This window comes from Nocardiopsis sp. NPDC006198, from assembly GCF_040613895.1.
GTDB classification, from domain to species: domain Bacteria; phylum Actinomycetota; class Actinomycetes; order Streptosporangiales; family Streptosporangiaceae; genus Nocardiopsis; species Nocardiopsis tropica.
The window spans coordinates 25,133-43,633 of the sequence record NZ_JBEXSY010000021.1 but is presented as its reverse complement, the minus strand read 5'-3'; the positions used below and the strand labels follow the sequence as shown (position 1 = coordinate 43,633).

The following is an 18,501-nucleotide window of genomic DNA, read 5'->3' as shown; positions in this document are numbered from 1 at the left end:
CGACACCGTCGCGCGCCAGGTCCGGCCCTGCGGCCCGCCTCCCGCCGGGCGGGGCGCGGGCTGCGGCGGCCCCCGGGCCGGAGCCCCGGCCGCGGGGAGAGCGCGGTCGGGCCCTCCCGCACCCCGGCATCCCCGTCCCCGCGGGCCAAGGGGCGGACAGGACCTCCTCCACCCTGGGCAAAGCGCCGTGTCCGGCGGTCGCACCCGGGGTGCGGCGCGAGAGGCTTCCGAGCGTGCCGCGCCCCGGGACGCGCCCGGACGACGTCGACGGAGGTGCCTCCTGCTCGGTCTCGTACTCGTCGTCCTGCTGGGGACGGCGATCCTGGTCTGCACCGCCCTGGCTGGCCGCACCCGCCTGCCAGCCCCGGCCCTGCTGCTGGGCAGCGGGGTGCTGATGGGGTTCGTCCCCGCCCTGCACGAGGTGCAGCTGCCGCCGGAGCTGATGCTCCTGATCTTCCTGCCCCTCCTGCTGTACTGGGAGAGCCTGTCCACGTCGCTGCGCGAGATCCGCAAGAACCTCACCGGCATCGCGGTGATGAGCACCCTGCTGGTCATCGCCACGGCCGCCGCCGTCGCCGTCCCGGCCCACCTGTGGGGGCTGCCCTGGGGCGCGGCGTGGGTGCTGGGGGCCGCCGTCGCCCCCACCGACGCCACCGCCGTGTCCACCGTGGCCCGCCTCCTGCCGCGCCGGGACATCACCGTGCTGCGCGCCGAGGGCCTGGTCAACGACGGCACCGCCCTGGTCGTCTACGGCGTGGCCGTCGGCGTCACCGTGGGGGAGGAGTCCCTGAGCGCCCCGCACGTCGGCTGGCTGTTCCTGCTGTCCTACTGCGGCGGCGTCGCGGCCGGCGCGGTCACCGCACTGTTCTGGGCGGCGGTGCGCCGCCGCATCGAGAACGCCCTCCTGCAGAACGTCGCCATCCTCCTCATCCCGTTCACGGCCTTCCTCCTGGCGGAGGGCGTGGAGGCCTCCGGCGTGCTGGCGGTGGTGGTGGCGGGCCTGATCATGAGCCAGGCCGGACCGACCGTCGGACGGCCCCTGTCCCGCCGGCAGACCGAGGCGTCCTGGTCCCTGGCGGTGTTCCTCGTCAACGGGTCGCTGTTCGTGCTGGTCGGTCTGGAGGTCCACACGGCCGTGCGGGGGCTGGCCAGCCTGGCCCTGGCCCAGGCCCTCGCGCTGGTGGCCCTCGTGTCGGTGCTGGTCCTCGCGGTGCGGGGCGCCTTCGTCCTCGGTCCGGCCCTCCTCGTGCGGCTCCTGCCGCGGGCGCGGCGGCCGGCCGGGGGACCGGGGCTCCCCTCCCGGCTCGTCAACGCCATGGCGGGGTTCCGCGGCGCGGTGTCGCTGGCGGTGGCCCTGTCGGTGCCGCAGACGACCTCCTCCGGAGCCGCCTTCCCCGAGCGGGACCTCATCGTGTTCACCACGACCGGCGTCATCCTGGTGACCCTGGTGGTCCAGGGGCTGCTGCTGCCCCCGCTGATCTCGAGGGCGGGCCTGCCCGACGACTCCGACGTGGAGCGGGAACGGCGGTTCGCCCAGCGGACCGCGATCGAGGAGGCACTGGAGGCCCTGCCCGGGACCGCGTCCGCCCTGGACACCGACCCGGCCGTCGCCTCCCGCCTGGAGGAGGAGTACCGGGAGCACCTGGAGACGCTGCGCGAGGACCCCGACGCCGCGCGGACCGACCGGATCCGGAACAGGGAGGAGCAGTACACGGCGCTGCGCCTGGCTCTGCTGGCCCGCAAGCGGGCCACCGTGATCCGGCTGCGCGACGAGCGCCGCATCGACGACGTCGTGCTGCGCCGGATGCAGTCGGCGATGGACACCGAGGAGGTCCGCCTCACCCACCGCGAGCAGTTCGAGTGACCCCGGGGCCCGAAGGGGCTGCCGGGACCCGTGACGAGCCCGGGCGGGCAGGCGCTCCCGTCCCGAACGCGGTTCCCGGACGCCGGGCCCCGGGGCCGTCGAGTCCGCGCACGGAAGGCACGGCGCAGCCGGAGCGGACCCCCGTCCCCGGACACGACACCGGCGCGGCGCCCCCCGGGAGGGGCACCGCGCCGGGCGGGTCCGTGCGCGCGGTCAGCGCCGACGGGCGACCGCGTACCCGTACTGGTCGGGCCAGCGCGAGGCCGCGCCCAGCTCCTCGGCCGCGCGGTGGGCCCAGTAGGGCTCGCGCAGGAGCTGCCGCCCCAGGAACACGGCGTCGGCGCGGCCCGAGGCCACGATCTCCTCCGCCTGGGCGGGCTCCAGGATCAGGCCGACCGCCGCGGTGGGCAGGCCGGTCTCCTGGCGCACCCGTTCGGCGAAGGGGACCTGGTAGTCGGGCGCGGCGGGGATGGAGGCGTCGTGGACCATGCCGCCGGTGGACACGTCGAGCAGGTCCACACCCCTGGCCTGGAGCTCCTTGGCGAGCCGCACCGTGTCCTCGGCGGTCCAGCCCTCGCGGGCGTCGTCGGCGTTCTCCGAGAGCCAGTCCGTGGCGGAGGTGCGGAAGAGCACCGGCAGGTGCTCGGGCCAGACGGCGCGTACGGCGTCGACCACCTCCAGCGGGAACCGCATGCGGTTCTCCAGGCTGCCGCCGTAGGCGTCGGTGCGGTGGTTGGCCGCGGGGGAGAGGAAGGAGTTGAGGAGGTAGCCGTGGGCCCCGTGCACCTCCACGACCTGGAACCCCGCGGCGAGGGAGCGCTCGGCGGCCGCGGCGAAGTCGCGCACGAGCTGCCCGATCTCCTCGACGGTCAGCGCGGTCGGCGCCGGGTGGTCGTGGAAGGGCTCGGCGCTCGGGCCGACCGTGGCCCATCCGCCGTCGGCGGGGGCGACGGGGCGGCTGCCGAGCCAGGGCTTGTCGACCGAGGCCTTGCGCCCGGCGTGCGCGAGCTGGATGGCGGCGACGGCGCCGTGGGAGCGGACGGCCGAGACCACCCGGGCGAGGCCCGCCTCCTGCCGCGCGTTCCACAGGCCCAGGTCCCACGGGCTGATCCGCCCGTCCGGGCGCACGGCGGTGGCCTCGACCATGACCATGCCGAGACCGCCCGCGGCCCGGTCCGCCAGGTGCGCCAGGTGGAAGTCGGTCGGCACCCCGGTGTCGGGGCCCTGGGACTCCGCCGAGTACATGCACATCGGGGACATCCACGCGCGGTTGGGAATCTCCAGCGACCTCAGTACGAGGGGGGTGAACAACGTGCTCACGGTCGGTCCTTCCCGTGGTGCGGGGTGGGACCCCGGCGGCGCCGGGGTCGGGCGTCGGTCACGAGTCGACCGCTCCTCATACGATAATCATCGTATTACGATGATTGTCAAACTACGAGGCTTGTCGTACTTTGTGGATGGTGGCGCAGCGAGGGAGGCGGTCCTGTGGTCGACACGGCGGGGACGAGAAGGCCGGGACGCCGGTTGGAGCACCCGCACGCCCGGGAGATCCGGGTGGACGCGGTCCTGCACGCACTGGCCGACCCGGTACGGCTGCGCATCGTGCGCGACCTGGCCGACGGCCATGAGGACATGGCCTGCATCGCCTTCGCGCTGCCGGTGAGCAAGTCCACGTCCACGCACCACTTCCGGGTGCTGCGCGAGGCCGGGATCATCCGCCAGTACTACGAGGGCACGTCGCGGATGAGCCGCCTGCGCACCGAGGACCTGGAGACGCGTATGCCGGGGCTGCTCGGCGCGGTGCTCAACGCCGCCCTCCTCGCCGAGCGCGAGGACGCGGCCGCCGTGCCGGCGCCCTCCGACGGCGAGCGCTGAGGGCCCGCCCGGGAGCGGCGCGGTCCCGGGAACGCGGAAGGCCGCGCGGAACGGATCCTCCGCCCCGCGCGGCCCCCGATACCCGGCGCGCCCCCGCGCTGCCGGGTACGCCTGCCCCGATCCGCCCTCCGGTACCGGTGCCCGGCCCAGCTCACCTCACCGGAGGACTCCGGCCCCCGCGGCGACCAGGCGGTCGGCCAGTTCGGTCAGCCGCACGCCCGCGACCCGGGGGAGCAGTACGCCCTCCAGCCGGTCGACGCGCTCGCGCCAGGCCTCCGGGACGGCCCGCTCGCCGCCGACCGCCCCGCACAGGGCGCCGACCATCGCCGGCATGCTGTCGGCCTGCCGGGGCAGGAGCGCCGCGGCCTGGAGCCCCGCGGCGAGGTCCCCGCCCACGAGGCGGGTGATCGCGAACGCCGTCGGCAGCGTCTCGGGGGCCACGCCCCCGTGGCTGTAGCGCGCCCGCCCGAAGGCGTCCACCAGGTCCGGCACCGCCGTGAAGGCGTCCGCGGCGTCGTCGACCAGCGCGTCGGCGCGGTCCAGCCCCCGCCCGAGCCAGCTGTCCGCGGGCACGGTCCGGCGGGCTCCCGCCAGCGCGATCTCCAGCGGGGCGCCCCCGGCCAGCGACGCCACGGCGTGGGCCATGGCGCGGGCCGCCCACAGCCCGTCACGGGAGTGGGTGATGCTCGCGTAGTCCCCGGCCAGGAGGGCGGCGGCGTCCGCGTCCCCGGCGCGCAGCAGTCCGACCGCCACGGCCGCCGGGACCGCGGCGTCGTCCCAGTGCACGGGGTTGTCCGTGCCCGTCGTGGGGGGCACCGCGCCCCGCAGGGCGTGGACGGCCGCGCCGCGCTCGGCGACGCCGCACCACACGTCCTCGGTGTCCACGTAGTGCGCGCGCCACCGTGCGAACAGCGAGGCGGTGTCGTGGGCCTCGGCCTCCAGCAGCACCAGGGCCGCCGTCGCCGCGGTCTCGGCGTCGTCGGTGCCGGACAGCGGGCTGCCCTCGTCGCCGCTCAGGGCGAAGGGCAGCAGCGGGCGCGAGACGCGCTGGGCGTCGAGCTCGGCGTTCTTCTGCCACAGGATGTCGCGCCCCCACCCGGAGCGGACACGCCGGTGGAACTGGGCGGGCAGGCCGAGGGCGTCGCCCATCGCGAGCCCGAGCAGGGCTCCGCGCGCGGTCTCAGAGCGCAAGGTCCACCTCCTGGTGGTGGCGCCCGGCGGCGTGCAGGGCGTCGGCGAGTTCGATGAGGTCCGTTCCTGCGGTGACGGTGACGCAGCGGCCGGAGACGCTCGTCACCTGCTCCCGCCAGTGCGCGGGGACGGCCGAGGCGCCGTGCAGCGCGCCCGCCATCGCCCCGGCCATCGCGGCGATGGTGTCGGAGTCGCGCCCGATGTTGACCCCGGCGAGCACGGTGGGGACGAACTCGCCGCGGGCGGCCGCGAAGAGCCCGAAGGCCAGGGCCACCGCCTCGGGGGCGGTGTCGGGCCACGGGTAGTGGAAGAGCGGGATCTGCGCGTACAGCTCCCGTTCGGCCGTGTCGGTGTCGGGGGCGGCCCCGGCGATCTCCAGGGCCCGCCTCGTGAGGCGCCCGGTCCAGGAGTCCGCGGGCATGGCCGCGAGCCCGGCCGCCACGACCTCGTCGGGCCCCTCGGCCACCAGGGCGACCGCCACGGCCGCGGCGACGGCCCGCGCGCCGTGGACGCCGTCGGCGTCGTGGCTGACCATGGCGTCCTCGTGCGCCAGCCGGGCCGCCTCGGCCGGGTCGCCGGCGCAGAGGATCCCGACGGGCGCGACGCGCATGGCCGCGCCGTCGCTCCACGACTCGTAGCTGTCGGCGCCGCTGACGGGGGGCCGCAGTCCGGCCCGCAGGTTGGCGATGGCCACCATCTCGCTGAACCCGGCGCCGTGGAACCCCTCGGTCTGGGCGAGGAGTGCTGTCCGCCACACCTCGGCGACGTGGTCGGCCGTGAGGCCGTGCCCGTGCGCGAGCAGCCCCCGGGCGCACAGGACGGCGTACTCGGTGTCGTCGGTGCCCGCGGCGTCCTCCTCGAGGAAGTCCACCACACGCCCGTGTGCTGCACGGATGGCATCGGGGGTCATGCCTTCTGTGGGTGCCCCCAGGGCGTCGCCGACCGCCAGGCCCACCAGGGCCCCGCGGCACCGATCACGAGTCACCATCGGCATCCTCTCACTTCGTTTTGCGCACAGCAGTTCGACGCGCTCCGCCGTGTTCCAACTGGTGAGTGGGGGAGGGGGATACTCGTCTTGACACTGCACACCGTTTTTGGCCACTATGAACCCTACCCTTTTGCAATACGTTTTGCATACGATGCGAATCGAGAGAGATGAGCAAGGAGAACAGGGCCGGCATCGCCGACGTCGCGGCGCGTGCGGGTGTGAGCATCACGACCGTCTCCCACGTCCTGAGCGGGCGGCGCCCGGTCAGCGACAAGACCAAGGCCAAGGTGCTCCGGGTCGTCCAGGAGCTGGACTACCGGCCCGACCCCTCGGCCCGAGGCCTGCGGACCGGACGCAGCGAGGCCGTCGCGCTGGTGGTCTCCGACGTCACCAACCCCTTCTACCCCCAGATGGCGGCCGGGCTCCAGGACGTGCTCCAGCCCCAGGGCTTCCTCATCTCGATCTGCAGCGTCCGGGAGAACTCCGAGGACCTCGACGCCGCCCTGCGCCACCTGCTCGACCGCAAGGTCGACGGGGTCGTCCTGGCGTCGCTGACCGCCCAGGAGCGCCACTACGCGGCGATCACCGACGCCGGCGCCTCCCTGGTCCGGCTGAGCGGTGAGCTCGACCCGCGCTTCGGCGACATCGTGCGGGCCGACGACACCGGAGGCATGGCGGACGCCGTCACCCACGTGCTCGAACGCGGGAACCGCAGGATCGGCTTCGTCAACGGGGACCCGGACACCGCACCGGGACGGCTCCGCCTGGCGGGCTACGAACGGGCCCTGCGCGACTTCGGGGTCGAGTTCGACGAGTCCCTCGTCGTCTCCGGCCCCTTCACCCGGGCCGGAGGGGTGGAGGGGGCCCACGCCCTCCTCGCGCTCGACCCGGCGCCCGAGGCCCTGGTCTGCGCCAACGACCTCATAGCGGTGGGCGCCCTGGACGCCGTCCGCGAGCGCGGCCTGAGCGTCCCCCGCGACGTCGCGGTCACCGGGTTCGACGACATCGAGGCGGCGTCGCTGCTGTCGCCCCCGCTCACCACCGTCCACAACCCCGCCCGGGAGATCGGGCGCACCTGCGCCCGGCTGATCCTCGAACGCCTCTCCGAAGGCCCCGCCCAGGGGGCGCGCGAGGTCGTCCTCCCCCAGAAACTCATCGTCCGCGAATCCACCTGAACACCGTGCACGATCCAAAGGATCCCCTGTGACCCACCACCTTCCTCGCCGTGACGCCTTCAAACTCGCCGGAGGGGCCCTCGCGGGCGCCTGGCTCCTGACCGGGTGCGGCGGCTCCGGCGGGGGTTCCTCCGCCATCGACTACTGGGGCGCCTTCCCCACCCCGGAGACCGAGGAGTACTTCCGCACCCACTTCATCGACACGTTCAACGAGTCGTCGGAGCGCCAGGTCAAGATGACGACCAAGCAGCTCACCAACCTGGCCTCGCAGACCGACACCGCCGTCTCCTCCGGCAACGCCCCCGACATCATCTACTCGCCCGGCCCGACGACCACGGTGTCCTACGCCCAGGGCAACCGCACGATCCCCCTGGACGACTACGCCGACCAGTACGGCTGGAACGACCGCCTGCTCCCCTGGGCGCAGCAGCTCAGCCGCGTGGAAGACGCCATGCAGTCCGTGCCCACCTCCTACGGCTCGCTGGTGATGTACTACAACCGCGCCGTCTTCGAGGAGAACGGCTGGACCCCGCCCACGACCAAGGCGGAGTTCGAGGCCCTGTGCGAGGACGCCGACTCCAAGGGGATCATCCCCGTCGGCGCCGGCAACAGCGGCTACCCGGCGCAGAGCGAGTGGTACCTCAGCTGCGTGCTCAACGCCGCCGTGGGCCCCCAGAACCTCTACGAGATCCTCACCGGGGACCGCGACTGGAACGACGCGGCCGTCGTCGACGCCCTGGAGACGATGAAGTCCCAGATCGACAAGGGCTGGTGGGGCGGCGGCGCCGAGCGCTGGTTCACCAACACCGACCCCGACATGTGCACCGGCATCGCCAACGGCGACGTCGCCATGTACATGAGCGGCACGTGGAGCTTCAGCTCCATGGGCACGTTCTTCACCGACTCCGGCAACGACCCGCAGGACTGGGACTGGGCGCCCCTGCCCTCGCTCGCCGAGGGCGTCGAGCCGGGCGTGTTCCCGATGGCGATCGGCACCGCCCTGTCCATCAGCTCCGACAGCAGCGACCCCGACACCGCCGCCGCCTTCCTGGACCACCTGGTCGGCGACACCTCCCGCTCCCTGGGCTACCTGGCCGAGCAGGGCGAGAACCCGCCGCCCGTCGCCTACGGCGCCGACGACTTCCCCGAGGGCATCGACCCGCGCGCCCAGCGCCTGTACGAGGAGATCCCCGCGTCGGACAACATCGGCTACGCCAGCTGGACCTTCCTGCCCCCGCAGACCAACACCGCGCTCTACACCGAGTTCGACGGCGTCATCACCGGCGACATGTCGCCGTCGGCGTACGCGGACTTCCTCAAGACCAGCTTCGAGCAGGAGCTGGGCGCCGGCGGCCTGCCGACGCCGTTCACTCCGCAGTAGAGAGAAACCGGAAACCCCACCCGATGTCCGTCGCTGTCACCGGGACGGGCGGGGCGGTCCGACCGCCCCGCCCCCCGGCCCGCAGGCGAGGCCCCAACCGCAGGCTCACGGGCCTGCTGTTCCTCGCCCCGCTCCTCATCGTCAACGTCCTCGTCATCGCCGGTCCGGCGATGATGTCGGTCGCGTACTCGTTCACCGACTGGGACGGGATCAACACCCCGGACTTCGTCGGCACGGCGAACTACGAGGCCCTGGCCGGCGACCCGGCCTTCCACCGGGCCCTCGGCCACAACCTGGTGTGGACGCTGTTCTTCCTGACGGTGCCCATGGGGATGGGCCTGCTCGGCGCCTACCTGCTCAGCCGCGTGCGGCGCGGGCGGACCCTCTTCCGCATCGCGTTCTTCATCCCGTACGTGGTCGCCACCGTCGTCTCGGCCGCCGTGTGGCGCCAGATCCTCAGCCCCGACGCGGGCATCGGCCCGGCCCTGGCCTCCTTCGGGGTGCCCTGGGTGGGCGACGCCAACGCGCTGGGCGACCCCGACCTGGCCCTGGGCGCGATCGCGATGATCAACAACTGGCAGTGGTGGGGCTTCCTGGTGATGCTCTTCCTCACCGCCATGCAGTCGGTCAACCCGTCGCTGTACGAGGCGGCCCGCCTGGACGGGGCCGGGAGGTTCCGGGAGTTCTGGCACGTCACCCTGCCCGGGATCCGGCCGACCCTCGTCTTCCTGTTCCTGATGACGATCATCTGGTCGTTCCTGGTGTTCGACTTCGTCTACATCCTCACCCAGGGCGGCCCGGCGGGTTCCACGGACATGCTCAGCACCCTGCTGTACCGCACGGCGTTCAGCGAGTCCCGGGCGGGCGTGGCCTCCGCCGTGGGCGTCGTCATGGCGGTCATCAGCGCCGTCACCATCGCGGGCTACCTCGTCCTGCGCCGCCGACTCCGATGGGAGGTGTGACCCCGATGCCCGCACGACCGACACGGGCCAGACGCGCCGCGCGTCTCCTGGACCGGGGGCGCCCCCTCACCTACCTGCTGCTGGTGATCCTCGCCGCGTACGCGCTGGGGCCCATCGTCGTCATGGTCTTCAGCGCGCTGAAGACCCCGGCGGAGCTCAGCACCAACCCGATGGGGCTGCCCGCCGACGCCGCCTGGGACAACTTCACCACCGCGTGGCAGAGCGCGAACATGGCCACCGGCCTGGCCAACAGCGCGGTCATCGTGTCCTGCACCGCCGTCGGCGTGTGCCTGATCTCGGGCGCCGCCGCCTACGCCATGGTGCGCCTGGACGTCCCCGCTCCCGGGGCGATCACGATGTACCTGCTGGTGGTGACCTCGCTGCCGATCCAGCTGTTCCTCGTCCCGCTGCTGTCGTGGTGGACGCGGCTGGGGCTGTACGACACCCAGTTCGGCCTCATCCTCATCTACTGGGCGATCTACAGCCCCTTCGCGACCCTGCTCCTGAGGTCCTACCTCATCGCCATCCCGCCGGACTACGAGGCGGCGGCCCGGATGGACGGCGCGGGGGAGCTCACCGTGTTCTTCCGGATCGTGCTGCCGCTCATCTGGCCGGGGCTGCTCACGGCGGGCCTGGTCGCGGGGCTCCAGGCGTACAACGAGTTCCTCCTGGCGGTGACGTTCCTCCAGGACTCCGAGGCGCTGCCGGTCTCGATCGCCCTGTACTCGTTCCAGCAGGGCTTCACCGTGAACCACGCCCTGGTGGCGGCGGCCGGCCTGATCATGCTGCTGCCCATGCTCGCGGTCTTCCTCGTCATGCAGCGCCGCTTCGTGTCGGGCTACGCGTCCACCGGCATGGCCAACTGACCAGGGGCCCCGCGAGGGGTCTCGAAGCCGCCGGATCCGCGCCCTCCGTCCTAGGGCACGGGTCCGGCCCCGGACGGCCGGGCGCCTCGGCGCCCAGCCGTCCGGGCAGCCCCCGCCGGGCCTGACGGCCTGTGCGGAGGGCAGGGGGCACGCCCACCCGGGCCGGAGCCGCGCGAAGCGGCGCCGGCCCGGGGCGGGCGCGCTCAGCAGGACCGTGTCGACGGCGGCGGCGCTCCCGACGGCGACGAGCGCCCCCATCGGGTTCGGGGACAGGCGCCCGCTCGGCCACACACCCCTTCGGCGCCCGGCTCCCCGCGGCCGCGCAGCGCCATGACGGCACCGGCCCCACCCCGCCCGGCGGGGCGTGGACGGGGCCCCGGGCGCAGCCCTGTCGCGCGTCCGAGAGAGGGTCGGGGAGGCAGACCTCCCCACCCCCTACGGAGACCTCGATGATGGGTACCTCGCACGCCGCGACCGGCGTGCTCGCGGGCGGCGCCGTCGCCCTGCTCTGCGGCGCCGACGTGCCCGTCACACTGACGTGCGCCGCGGTCGGCGCCGGCGCCGCGCTCCTCCCCGACCTGGACGAGCCCGGCTCCTCGGCGGGGCGCTCGCTCGGACGGGTGACGGAACTGGTCTCGACCGGTCTGCGCGGCCTGTCGAGACGGGTCTACCGCCGCACGGCCACCCCGCGGGAGCTGGAGGCGCCCAAGGACGGCGGGCACCGCCACCTGACCCACACCGTCCCGGCGTGCCTGGTGTTCGGCCTGGTCGCGCTGGGGGCGGCACTGGCTCCGTTCGGGGCCGCCGCGGTGGTGTTCGCGATGTCCGCCCTGGGCCTGGGGACCGTGGTCCGGCCCTGGAGGGCGTGGGGCACGGTCCGGCGGCGCAGGCGGGCGGCGCTGGTGGCCGCCCTCGTCCTCGGCGCGTGCACGCTGCTCGTGGAGGGCTACGGTCCCGCTCCGTGGCTCGTGGGCCTGGTGGTGTTCGCGGGCGCGCTGACGCACGTGCTGGGGGACTGGCTGACCCGGTCGGGCGTGCCGCTGGCCTGGCCGTTCACGGTGCGGGGCAAGCGGTGGTGGATGCTGCGCTCACCGGTGGCCTTCCACACCGGCCGGAGCAGGGTGGAGGACGCCATCAGGGTGGGGGCGCTGATCGGGTTCCCCGTGCTGCTGGCGCTGGGGGCGCCCCTCCCGCCTGCGGCGTGAGGCAGGTCGCCGGCCCCGTCCCCACGGACGTGGCCGGGCGCCCCTCCCGCCGGCGGCGCGAGGGCGGGCCCCGCCGGGCCGGGGTCAGGCCTGGGACCCCGCCGAGGGGTACCCCAGGAGCCCGGAGATCTCCTCGGCCGCCTCGCGCAGGACCGGGACCAGGGCGCGCATGCGCTCCACGGGCATGTAGGGGCGGGTGGCGGCGATGCTGACCGCCGCCACGCCGGACGAGCTGCCGTCCCGCACGGGGGCGGCCACGCAGCGGATGCCCGGCTCGTTCTCCTCCAGGTCCATCGTGGCGCCCAGTCTGCGGTAGCGGCGCATCGTCTCCAGGAAGCGGTCCAGGGACCGGTCTCCGCCACCGCCGCCCTCCCGCTCGGCGGCGAAGAGCCGCTCCCAGACCTCCTCCCCCTCGTCCAGGATCAGGGACTTGCCGATGCCCGTGGTGGTCAGGGGCATGCGGTAGCCGATCCGCGAACGCGTCTCCGCGCCGCGCAGACTCGCGATCTTGTCCAGGTACAGCACCTCGTCGTCGTCGCGGATGGCCAGGTGCACCGTGTCCCGGTACCGCCCGGAGAGCCGCTCCAGGACCGGGCGCGCCACCAGGGGCACCGGGTTCTGCTGGAGGGCGAGGAAGCCGTACTCGATCAGCGCGGGGCCCAGCAGGTAGGTGTTCTCCGGGCCCCGGCGCAGGTAGCCCTCCTGCACGAGCAGCTGCAGCAGCCGGTGCGCGGTGCTGCGGCTGATCCCCGTCCTCTCGCACACCGCCCGGAGGTCGCACGCCCCCCGCGCCACGGCGGCGACGACGTCGAGCCCCCGCCGCAGCGTCTGCGTGCCGGGGGGTGTGGTGCTCTGCCTGTGCATGCGTGCCAGGTTAGACGGCCGCGCGTACCGGCCGGACGCGCCGGCCGGTACGCGGCCGCGCTACCGTGCGAACCGCAGCGTCACGATCTGGAACGGCCGCAGCCCGAACGCCACGCAGCCGTGCCCGCCGTCGCCGGACGCGGTCCGCACGTCGAGCTCGGGCGCTCCCTCGTACTCCTCCTCCAGGAGGTTCACCGCGCGGACCCCGGCGAACGGGAAGCCCGGCGCCACCGTCGCGCGGGCCCGCCCGCCGCGGGCCTCGTACAGCCGCACGACGACGTCGCCCGACCGGTCGTCGGCGAGCTTGACCGACTCCACCACCACCCCGGGGTCGTCCACGCGCACCAGCGGCTCGACCTCGCCGCCGCCGGGGACCTCGCGCGGGGGCAGGTTGATCCGGTACCCCTCGCGCACCGCGTCCTCCACCGTCGCGCCCGGGGCCAGCGCGTAGCGGAAGCGGTGCTCGCCCTGGTCCGTCTCCGGGTCGGGGAACCGCGGGGCGCGCAGCAGCGACAGCCGCACCGTGGTCGTGGTGCCCCCGTCCCCGCGGACCGCGCGGGTCACGTCGTGCCCGTAGGTGGAGTCGTTGAGGACCGCCACGCCGTAGCCGGGCTCCCCGACGTGCACCCACCGGTGCGCGCAGATCTCGAACTTCGCCGCGTCCCACGAGGTGTTGGAGTGGGTGGGCCGCCTCACGTGCCCGAACTGGATCTCCGAGGAGGACTCGTCCGCGCGGACGTCGACCGGGAAGGCCGCCTTGAGGAACTTCTCCCGCTCGTGCCAGTGCACCACCGTCTCCACGTCCAGACGCCGAGCGCCGGGGCTCAGGGACAGGACCTGGACGACCGAGGACGCGCCGAACGTGCGCGCCACGCGCAGCGCGGCGGCGCCCCCGGGCCGCGGTTCCAGGGCCTCGACCGCGTCGGCGCCGGTGAGGTCGGTGACGGTGTTGCGGTAGAACGCGTCGACGTCCCAGGCGTCCCACTGGTTGGGCAGGTCGGGGTGCACCTGGAGCAGGTTGCCCGGTGACCCCGGGGCCAGCACCTCGCGCTCCGCGACCCTGTCCAGGACGGAGGTGACGAGCCCGCGGCCGTCCACGCGCACGGTCAGCAGCCCGTTGTCCAGGAGGAAGCCGCCGTCCGAGGCGTCGACCGAGGCCGCCGCCGCGCCGGGCGCGCCCGTGAGCGCGGCGGGGACCGCGCCGAGCGCGGGCACGCCGTCGCGCTCGTGCGGGGCGGCGTTGAACACCAGGGTGCCGCCGTCCCCGCCGGGCTCCTCCGCCAGCGCCCCCTGGGCCGACGCGACGATCCCGTGCAGCTCGGCGGCGGCCTCCGCGTAGGACTCGGCCGCCTCCCGGTGGACCCACGCGATCGAGCTCCCGGGCAGGATGTCGTGGAACTGGTTCAGCAGGACCGTCCGCCACACCCGGTCCAGGGCCTCGTACGGGTAGGGTGCGCCGGTGCGCACGGCGGCGGTCGCGGCCCACAGCTCGGCCTCGCGCAGCAGGTGCTCCGACCGCCGGTTGCCCTGCTTGGTGGCCGCCTGGCTCGTGTAGGTCCCGCGGTGGAACTCCAGGTACAGCTCGCCCAGCCACACGGGTGCGTCGGGGTACTCCGCGTGGGCCTTGGCGAAGAACTCCGAGGGGTGCTCGATCTCCACCCGGGGGGACCCCTCCAGGTCGCCGGTCCGCCGGGCGCGGGCGAGCATCTCCCGGGTGGGGCCCCCTCCGCCGTCGCCGTGCCCGAAGGGCACCAGGGACCGCGACGCGCCGCCCTTGTCCCGGAAGTTGCCGGAGGCGTGCGCCAGCTCCGAGCCGGTGAGCTCGGAGTTGTAGGTGTCCACGGGCGGGAAGTGGGTGAAGACGCGTGTGCCGTCGATGCCCTCCCACCAGAACGTGTGGTGGGGGAACGCGTTGGTCTGGCTCCAGGAGATCTTCTGGGTGAGGAACCACCGCGAGCCCGACAGCCGCACGAGCTGGGGGAGCGCCGCCGAGTAGCCGAACGAGTCGGGGAGCCACACCTCCTGGGTGTCGACGCCCAGCTCGTCGCGGAAGAACCGCTTGCCGAAGCTGAACTGCCGGGCCAGCGCCTCGGAGCCGGGCATGTTGGTGTCGGACTCCACCCACATGCCCCCGACCGGCACGAACTGCCCGGCCTCACAGGCGCGCACCACCCGGGCGAAGACGTCGGGCCGGTGCTCCTTGAGCCAGGCCCACTGCTGGGCCTGGGACATCGCGAAGACGAACCCCGGGTGGTCCTCCGCGAGGGCGACGGCGTTGGCGCTGGTGCGGACCACCTTGCGCACGGTCTCCCGCACGGGCCACAGCCAGGCGGAGTCGATGTGGGCGTGGCCCACCGCCGACACCCGGTGGGCGCTCGCCGCAGCGGGGGAGCGCAGGGCCGGGGCCAGCGCCTCCCGCGCGCGGTCGGCCGTGCCCGGGACGTCGTGGAGGTCGAGGGCGTCCAGGGACCTCTCCAGGGCGCGCAGGAGCTCCCAGCGGCGCGGGTCGCCGGTGTCGAGGGAGCGCATGACCCCGCCCGCGACGTCGAGGTCCATGGCCAGCTCCCACACCGCCGTCTCGAAGACCGCCAGGTCGGCGCGGGCCAGCCGGTACAGGGGCTCGTCCGCGGGCCCCCGCCCCCCGCCCAGCTCCGTGGGCCGGAACGGCGGGTTCCCGAGGATGACGGGGTTGGCCGCGGCCTCCACGTGGAACTCCACGGCCTCCCCGCCCCCGGCCGGGGAGCCGACCGGGATCCAGGCGTTGCGCGGGTTGAGGCCCTTGACGACGGCGCCGTCCGGGAGGTGGACGAGCCCCTCGCTCTGGAAGCCCGGCATGCCGCTGTCGAATCCCAGGTCGACGACGGCCTCCACCGTCAGCCCGGCCCACTCCCGGGGCACCTCGCCCCGCAGCCGGAACCACGTCGTCCCCCAGGCCGGCCCCCAGGCGTCGCCGACGCGGGCGGGCACGTGGTCTGCGGCGATCCCCTCCGCCGCGGGCACCGGCTCGCCGGGGGCGTCCCACCGCGCCACCTCCAGGGGGACCGACCTCGTGTAGATCGCGGGCCACACGCGTTCGCCCAGTACCCGTTGCAGCCGGGCCTCGGTCAGCCGCCGGTCGTCGTGCACGGTGGTTCTCCGTTCGATCGTCCCCTGACAGGTGGTGGGTACGTTGTCACCGCCGCGGAGACCGCGTCAACGCCCCGGCCGGAGCGGGCGGCCCGGTCCCGGCCGCGTCGCCCGTCCCCGCGCGGGGCCGCCGTGGCACCATGTGGGTGCTCCGCCGGGGCCTCACGGCCCCGCCCCGCCGAAGGGGCGGCGCGGCGCCCGCGACCGGGTCGCACCCGTGCGCCACGGTCGCCGCGCGGGCCGGGGCGCCGACCGTCCGAGGCGGGCGGGCCGCCCGCACGCCGAGGACACGCCCAGAGGGAGAAGGCCGTGGAAGGCGAATACGAACCGAGCCCGTCCGCGTGGGTCCGCGAGCAGGTCGCCCTGTACGAGCGCACCGGCGGGGCCGAGGGCAACACCCTGGGGGACACCGGCCTGCCGGTCGTCATCGTGACGATGCGCGGGAGGAAGACCGGGAAGATCCGCAAGATCGCCCTCATGCGCGTGGAGCACGGGGGGCGCTACGCGCTCGTGGGCTCCCAGGGCGGGGCCCCGGAGGACCCCATGTGGGTGCACAACCTCCGCGAGAACCCCGACGCCGTCACCCTGCAGGACGGCCCCACCCCCTTCGCGGCCCGTGTGCGCGAGGTCGGGGGAGCGGAGCGCGAGGAGTGGTGGGAGCGGGCCGTCGCGGCCTTCCCCGACTACGCGGACTACCAGCGCAAGACCGACCGCCTCATCCCCGTCTTCGTGGTCGACCGGGCCGAATGACCGGCTGAGCGGCCGACCGGCGGCCGAGGGGTCCACGGGCCGCGCACACCCGGGAACGGGGTGCGCGGCCCTTCCCGTCCCCGGCGACCAGGGGTGGGGGAGTTGAACCTGTTGACAGGGTGAACTGGGTCACGATAGTTTCCCGGAAACGTTTCCAGGAGATGTCCGGCACATTGCGCCATGTTTCTGGAAACGTTTCCAAGCCCTTCCGGAGCACAGCGTGACTGGAGCCGCGATGACGTCATCACGCGCCACCCTGATCCAGGTGGCGGAACGCGCCGGGGTCTCGCTGGCCTCGACCTCCCGCGCACTGCACGGGAGCGGGGCCAGCGAGGCGATGGTCGAGCGCGTACGCGCCGCGGCGGCCGAGCTCGGCTACAGCCCCGACGTCACCGGCCGCTCCCTGCGGTTGAGGAAGACCTTCCAGATCGCGTTCGCCGTCGCCGACATCGGCAACCCCGTCTACGTCGAGATGATGACCGCCATCCACGAGGTCCTGGCCCCGCACGGCTACCGCGTCGTGGTCATGACCACGGGCGACACCCCCGCCTCGACCACGGAGCTCGTGCGCAGCCTGGGCAGCGGCTTCGTCGACGGGATGGTCCTGAGCCCGCTGCGCACCGACGACGGGCTGGTGCGGGCCATCAAGCAGGCGCCGGTCCCGGTCGTGGTCATCGGGCGCTCCCTGGGGGACCAGGGCATCGACTCCGTGTCCACGGACTCCGCGGGCGGGATCGGCCAGGCCGTCCGGCACCTGCTGGAGACCGGCCGCCGCAGGATCGGCTTCCTCAACGGCCCCCCCGACACGACCCCGGGCGAGGCGCGCAGGCGCGGGTTCGACGCAGCCGCCTCCGACCCCGGGTTCGCCGCCGAGCGCGTGGAGGTCGCCCTCGCCGAGGACTTCACCGTCGCGGCCGGCGTGGCCGCCGCGCACCGGCTCCTCGCCGGCGCCCCCGACGCCGGCGCCCGCCTCGACGCGGTCGTCGCCGCCAACGACCTCCTCGCCATCGGCGCCATCCGCGCCGCCCGCGAACTCGGCCTGTCCGTGCCCGAGGACGTCGCGGTGACGGGCATGGACGACACCGAGCTGGGCCGCGTCTTCCAGCCCAGCCTCACGAGCGTCTCGCTCGGCTCGGACGAGCGCGGGCGCGCCGCCGCGCGGATCATGCTGCGGCTCGTCGACGGCGACGCCGGCGAGCCGCAGACGGCCTCGGTCGGGCCCCGGCTGGTCGTCCGGGAGTCCACGGCCCCGGCGCCGACCCGCGCGTCCGCGCCCGGGGAAGGCGTCCGATGACGGCGCCCTCCTCCCCGCGGGGCACGGCCCCGCCCCGCCCCGCGCGCGGGGCCCCGCCCCGGCCGGGCGGCACGGCCCGCGCACGGCGCCGCGAGGCGGCCGCCCTGGTCATGCCCTCCCTGCTGCCCATCCTGGTGCTCAGCGTGGCACCCCTGGTCATGGGCATCGCGCTGGCGTTCACCGACGCGCGCCTGGTGCGCCGCCCGGACTACGAGTTCGTCGGCGTCGACAACTTCGTGCGCCTCCTCGACAACTCCTACTTCTGGGAGTCGTTCCGCATCGGCATGGTCTGGGCCGTCTCCGTGACGCTGCTCCAGCTCGTCGCCGCGATGGGGCTGGCGCTCCTGCTCGACGCCGGCCTCAGGTTCCAGGGCCTCACGCGCGTCCTCGCCCTCATCCCGTGGGCGATGCCCCCGGTCGTCGTGGCGATCATGTGGCAGATGATCTACTCGCCCAACGCGGGGCCGCTCAACGCCGCACTGGGCGCACTGGGCCTGCCCGACGACGTCAACTGGCTCGCCGACTTCTCGACCGCGCTGCCCGCCGTCGTCGTCGTCGGCGTCTGGGTGGGCATGCCGCAGACCACCGTGACCCTCCTCGCCGGGCTGCAGCAGATCCCGTCCGAGCTGCACGAGGCGGCGGCCATGGACGGGGCGGGCGCCTGGCGCAGGTTCACCGGCGTCACCCTGCCGGGCCTGAGGCCGATCGTCGCCTCGATCACGTCGCTGAACTTCATCTGGAACTTCAACTCGTTCTCGCTGGTGTACGTCCTCACCGAGGGCGGTCCGGGCGGCCGCACGATGCTCCCGATGCTGTTCACGTACCTGGAGGCGTTCAAGAACCGCAACATCGGCTACGCCGCGGCCATGGGCATGGTGCTCGTCATCGTCGTCGTGCTGCTCCTGGCGTTCTACCTGCGGTCCCAGTTCCGCGACGACCGCGAAGGCAAGGTGGGCTGAC

General features: G+C 74.3%; 15 protein-coding genes. 10 read left to right on the top strand and 5 right to left on the bottom strand.

Annotation, left to right across the window (positions count from 1 at the left end):
- Positions 1 to 187 precede the first annotated feature (187 nt).
- Complete coding sequence (locus ABZ234_RS16445; protein ID WP_355012608.1) at positions 188 to 1,864, top strand: Na+/H+ antiporter; 1,677 nt, start codon at positions 188 to 190, stop codon at positions 1,862 to 1,864.
- 213 nt (positions 1,865 to 2,077) lie between these two features.
- Here the strand turns inward: ABZ234_RS16445 and ABZ234_RS16440 are convergent, their stop codons facing one another.
- Positions 2,078 to 3,184 (bottom strand): NADH:flavin oxidoreductase/NADH oxidase, encoded by a 1,107-nt coding sequence (locus ABZ234_RS16440; RefSeq protein ID WP_355012607.1) that lies wholly within the window; start codon positions 3,182 to 3,184, stop codon positions 2,078 to 2,080.
- A 165-nt stretch (positions 3,185 to 3,349) separates the two neighbouring features.
- Here ABZ234_RS16440 and ABZ234_RS16435 point away from each other — a divergent pair, with 165 nt between their 5' ends.
- Complete coding sequence (locus ABZ234_RS16435) at positions 3,350 to 3,739, top strand: metalloregulator ArsR/SmtB family transcription factor (protein ID WP_355012606.1); 390 nt, start codon at positions 3,350 to 3,352, stop codon at positions 3,737 to 3,739.
- A 156-nt stretch (positions 3,740 to 3,895) separates the two neighbouring features.
- Here ABZ234_RS16435 and ABZ234_RS16430 read toward each other — a convergent pair whose 3' ends face one another.
- Positions 3,896 to 4,930: an ADP-ribosylglycohydrolase family protein gene (locus ABZ234_RS16430; RefSeq protein WP_355012605.1), complete on the bottom strand. Its 1,035-nt coding sequence runs from the start codon at positions 4,928 to 4,930 to the stop codon at positions 3,896 to 3,898.
- Positions 4,920 to 5,918 (bottom strand): ADP-ribosylglycohydrolase family protein, encoded by a 999-nt coding sequence (locus ABZ234_RS16425; protein ID WP_344183336.1) that lies wholly within the window; start codon positions 5,916 to 5,918, stop codon positions 4,920 to 4,922. The genes ABZ234_RS16430 and ABZ234_RS16425 overlap by 11 nt, the downstream gene beginning before the upstream one ends.
- A 167-nt stretch (positions 5,919 to 6,085) precedes the next feature.
- On the opposite strand from ABZ234_RS16425, the gene ABZ234_RS16420 reads away from it, so the two are divergent.
- From ABZ234_RS16420 to ABZ234_RS16400, 5 genes are all read left to right on the top strand, one after another.
- Complete coding sequence (locus ABZ234_RS16420; RefSeq protein WP_267949678.1) at positions 6,086 to 7,093, top strand: LacI family DNA-binding transcriptional regulator; 1,008 nt, start codon at positions 6,086 to 6,088, stop codon at positions 7,091 to 7,093.
- Between the two features lie 28 nt (positions 7,094 to 7,121).
- Positions 7,122 to 8,474, top strand: coding sequence for an ABC transporter substrate-binding protein (locus ABZ234_RS16415; protein ID WP_267949679.1), 1,353 nt, complete (start codon positions 7,122 to 7,124; stop codon positions 8,472 to 8,474).
- Positions 8,475 to 8,497: 23 nt separating this feature from the next.
- Positions 8,498 to 9,436, top strand: a complete 939-nt coding sequence (locus ABZ234_RS16410; protein WP_344183341.1) for a sugar ABC transporter permease — start codon at positions 8,498 to 8,500, stop codon at positions 9,434 to 9,436.
- A gap of 5 nt (positions 9,437 to 9,441) precedes the next feature.
- Positions 9,442 to 10,302 (top strand): carbohydrate ABC transporter permease, encoded by an 861-nt coding sequence (locus ABZ234_RS16405; protein ID WP_267949681.1) that lies wholly within the window; start codon positions 9,442 to 9,444, stop codon positions 10,300 to 10,302.
- A 452-nt stretch (positions 10,303 to 10,754) separates the two neighbouring features.
- Positions 10,755 to 11,507, top strand: a complete 753-nt coding sequence (locus ABZ234_RS16400; RefSeq protein WP_267949683.1) for a metal-dependent hydrolase — start codon at positions 10,755 to 10,757, stop codon at positions 11,505 to 11,507.
- Between the two features lie 84 nt (positions 11,508 to 11,591).
- On the opposite strand, the gene ABZ234_RS16395 is transcribed toward ABZ234_RS16400, so the two are convergent.
- Entirely contained in the window at positions 11,592 to 12,371 is a 780-nt protein-coding gene (locus ABZ234_RS16395) for an IclR family transcriptional regulator (RefSeq protein ID WP_355012604.1), read from the bottom strand.
- A 60-nt stretch (positions 12,372 to 12,431) separates the two neighbouring features.
- Positions 12,432 to 15,497: a glycoside hydrolase family 38 C-terminal domain-containing protein gene (locus ABZ234_RS16390; protein WP_355012603.1), complete on the bottom strand. Its 3,066-nt coding sequence runs from the start codon at positions 15,495 to 15,497 to the stop codon at positions 12,432 to 12,434.
- Between the two features lie 309 nt (positions 15,498 to 15,806).
- On the opposite strand from ABZ234_RS16390, the gene ABZ234_RS16385 reads away from it, so the two are divergent.
- From ABZ234_RS16385 to ABZ234_RS16375, 3 genes are all read left to right on the top strand, one after another.
- The gene (locus ABZ234_RS16385; protein WP_355012602.1) at positions 15,807 to 16,247 is read left to right on the top strand and encodes a nitroreductase family deazaflavin-dependent oxidoreductase; all 441 of its coding nucleotides are present in this window, start codon (positions 15,807 to 15,809) and stop codon (positions 16,245 to 16,247) included.
- 235 nt (positions 16,248 to 16,482) lie between these two features.
- Positions 16,483 to 17,541, top strand: coding sequence for a LacI family DNA-binding transcriptional regulator (locus tag ABZ234_RS16380; RefSeq protein WP_355012601.1), 1,059 nt, complete (start codon positions 16,483 to 16,485; stop codon positions 17,539 to 17,541).
- Positions 17,538 to 18,500, top strand: coding sequence for a sugar ABC transporter permease (locus tag ABZ234_RS16375; protein WP_355012600.1), 963 nt, complete (start codon positions 17,538 to 17,540; stop codon positions 18,498 to 18,500). The genes ABZ234_RS16380 and ABZ234_RS16375 overlap by 4 nt, the downstream gene beginning before the upstream one ends.
- The last annotated feature ends 1 nt before the right edge of the window (position 18,501 follow it).

What these genes read in the sequence shown, in the direction of transcription:
- ABZ234_RS16425 (WP_344183336.1), bottom strand. Translation starts at nt 5,918, where the DNA reads ATGGTGACTCGTGATCGGTGCCGCGGGGCCCTGGTGGGCCTGGCGGTC.
- ABZ234_RS16420 (WP_267949678.1), top strand. Translation starts at nt 6,086, where the DNA reads ATGAGCAAGGAGAACAGGGCCGGCATCGCCGACGTCGCGGCGCGTGCG.
- ABZ234_RS16410 (WP_344183341.1), top strand. Translation starts at nt 8,498, where the DNA reads ATGTCCGTCGCTGTCACCGGGACGGGCGGGGCGGTCCGACCGCCCCGC.
- ABZ234_RS16405 (WP_267949681.1), top strand. Translation starts at nt 9,442, where the DNA reads ATGCCCGCACGACCGACACGGGCCAGACGCGCCGCGCGTCTCCTGGAC.
- ABZ234_RS16400 (WP_267949683.1), top strand. Translation starts at nt 10,755, where the DNA reads ATGGGTACCTCGCACGCCGCGACCGGCGTGCTCGCGGGCGGCGCCGTC.
- ABZ234_RS16395 (WP_355012604.1), bottom strand. Translation starts at nt 12,371, where the DNA reads ATGCACAGGCAGAGCACCACACCCCCCGGCACGCAGACGCTGCGGCGG.
- ABZ234_RS16380 (WP_355012601.1), top strand. Translation starts at nt 16,483, where the DNA reads ATGACGTCATCACGCGCCACCCTGATCCAGGTGGCGGAACGCGCCGGG.
- ABZ234_RS16375 (WP_355012600.1), top strand. Translation starts at nt 17,538, where the DNA reads ATGACGGCGCCCTCCTCCCCGCGGGGCACGGCCCCGCCCCGCCCCGCG.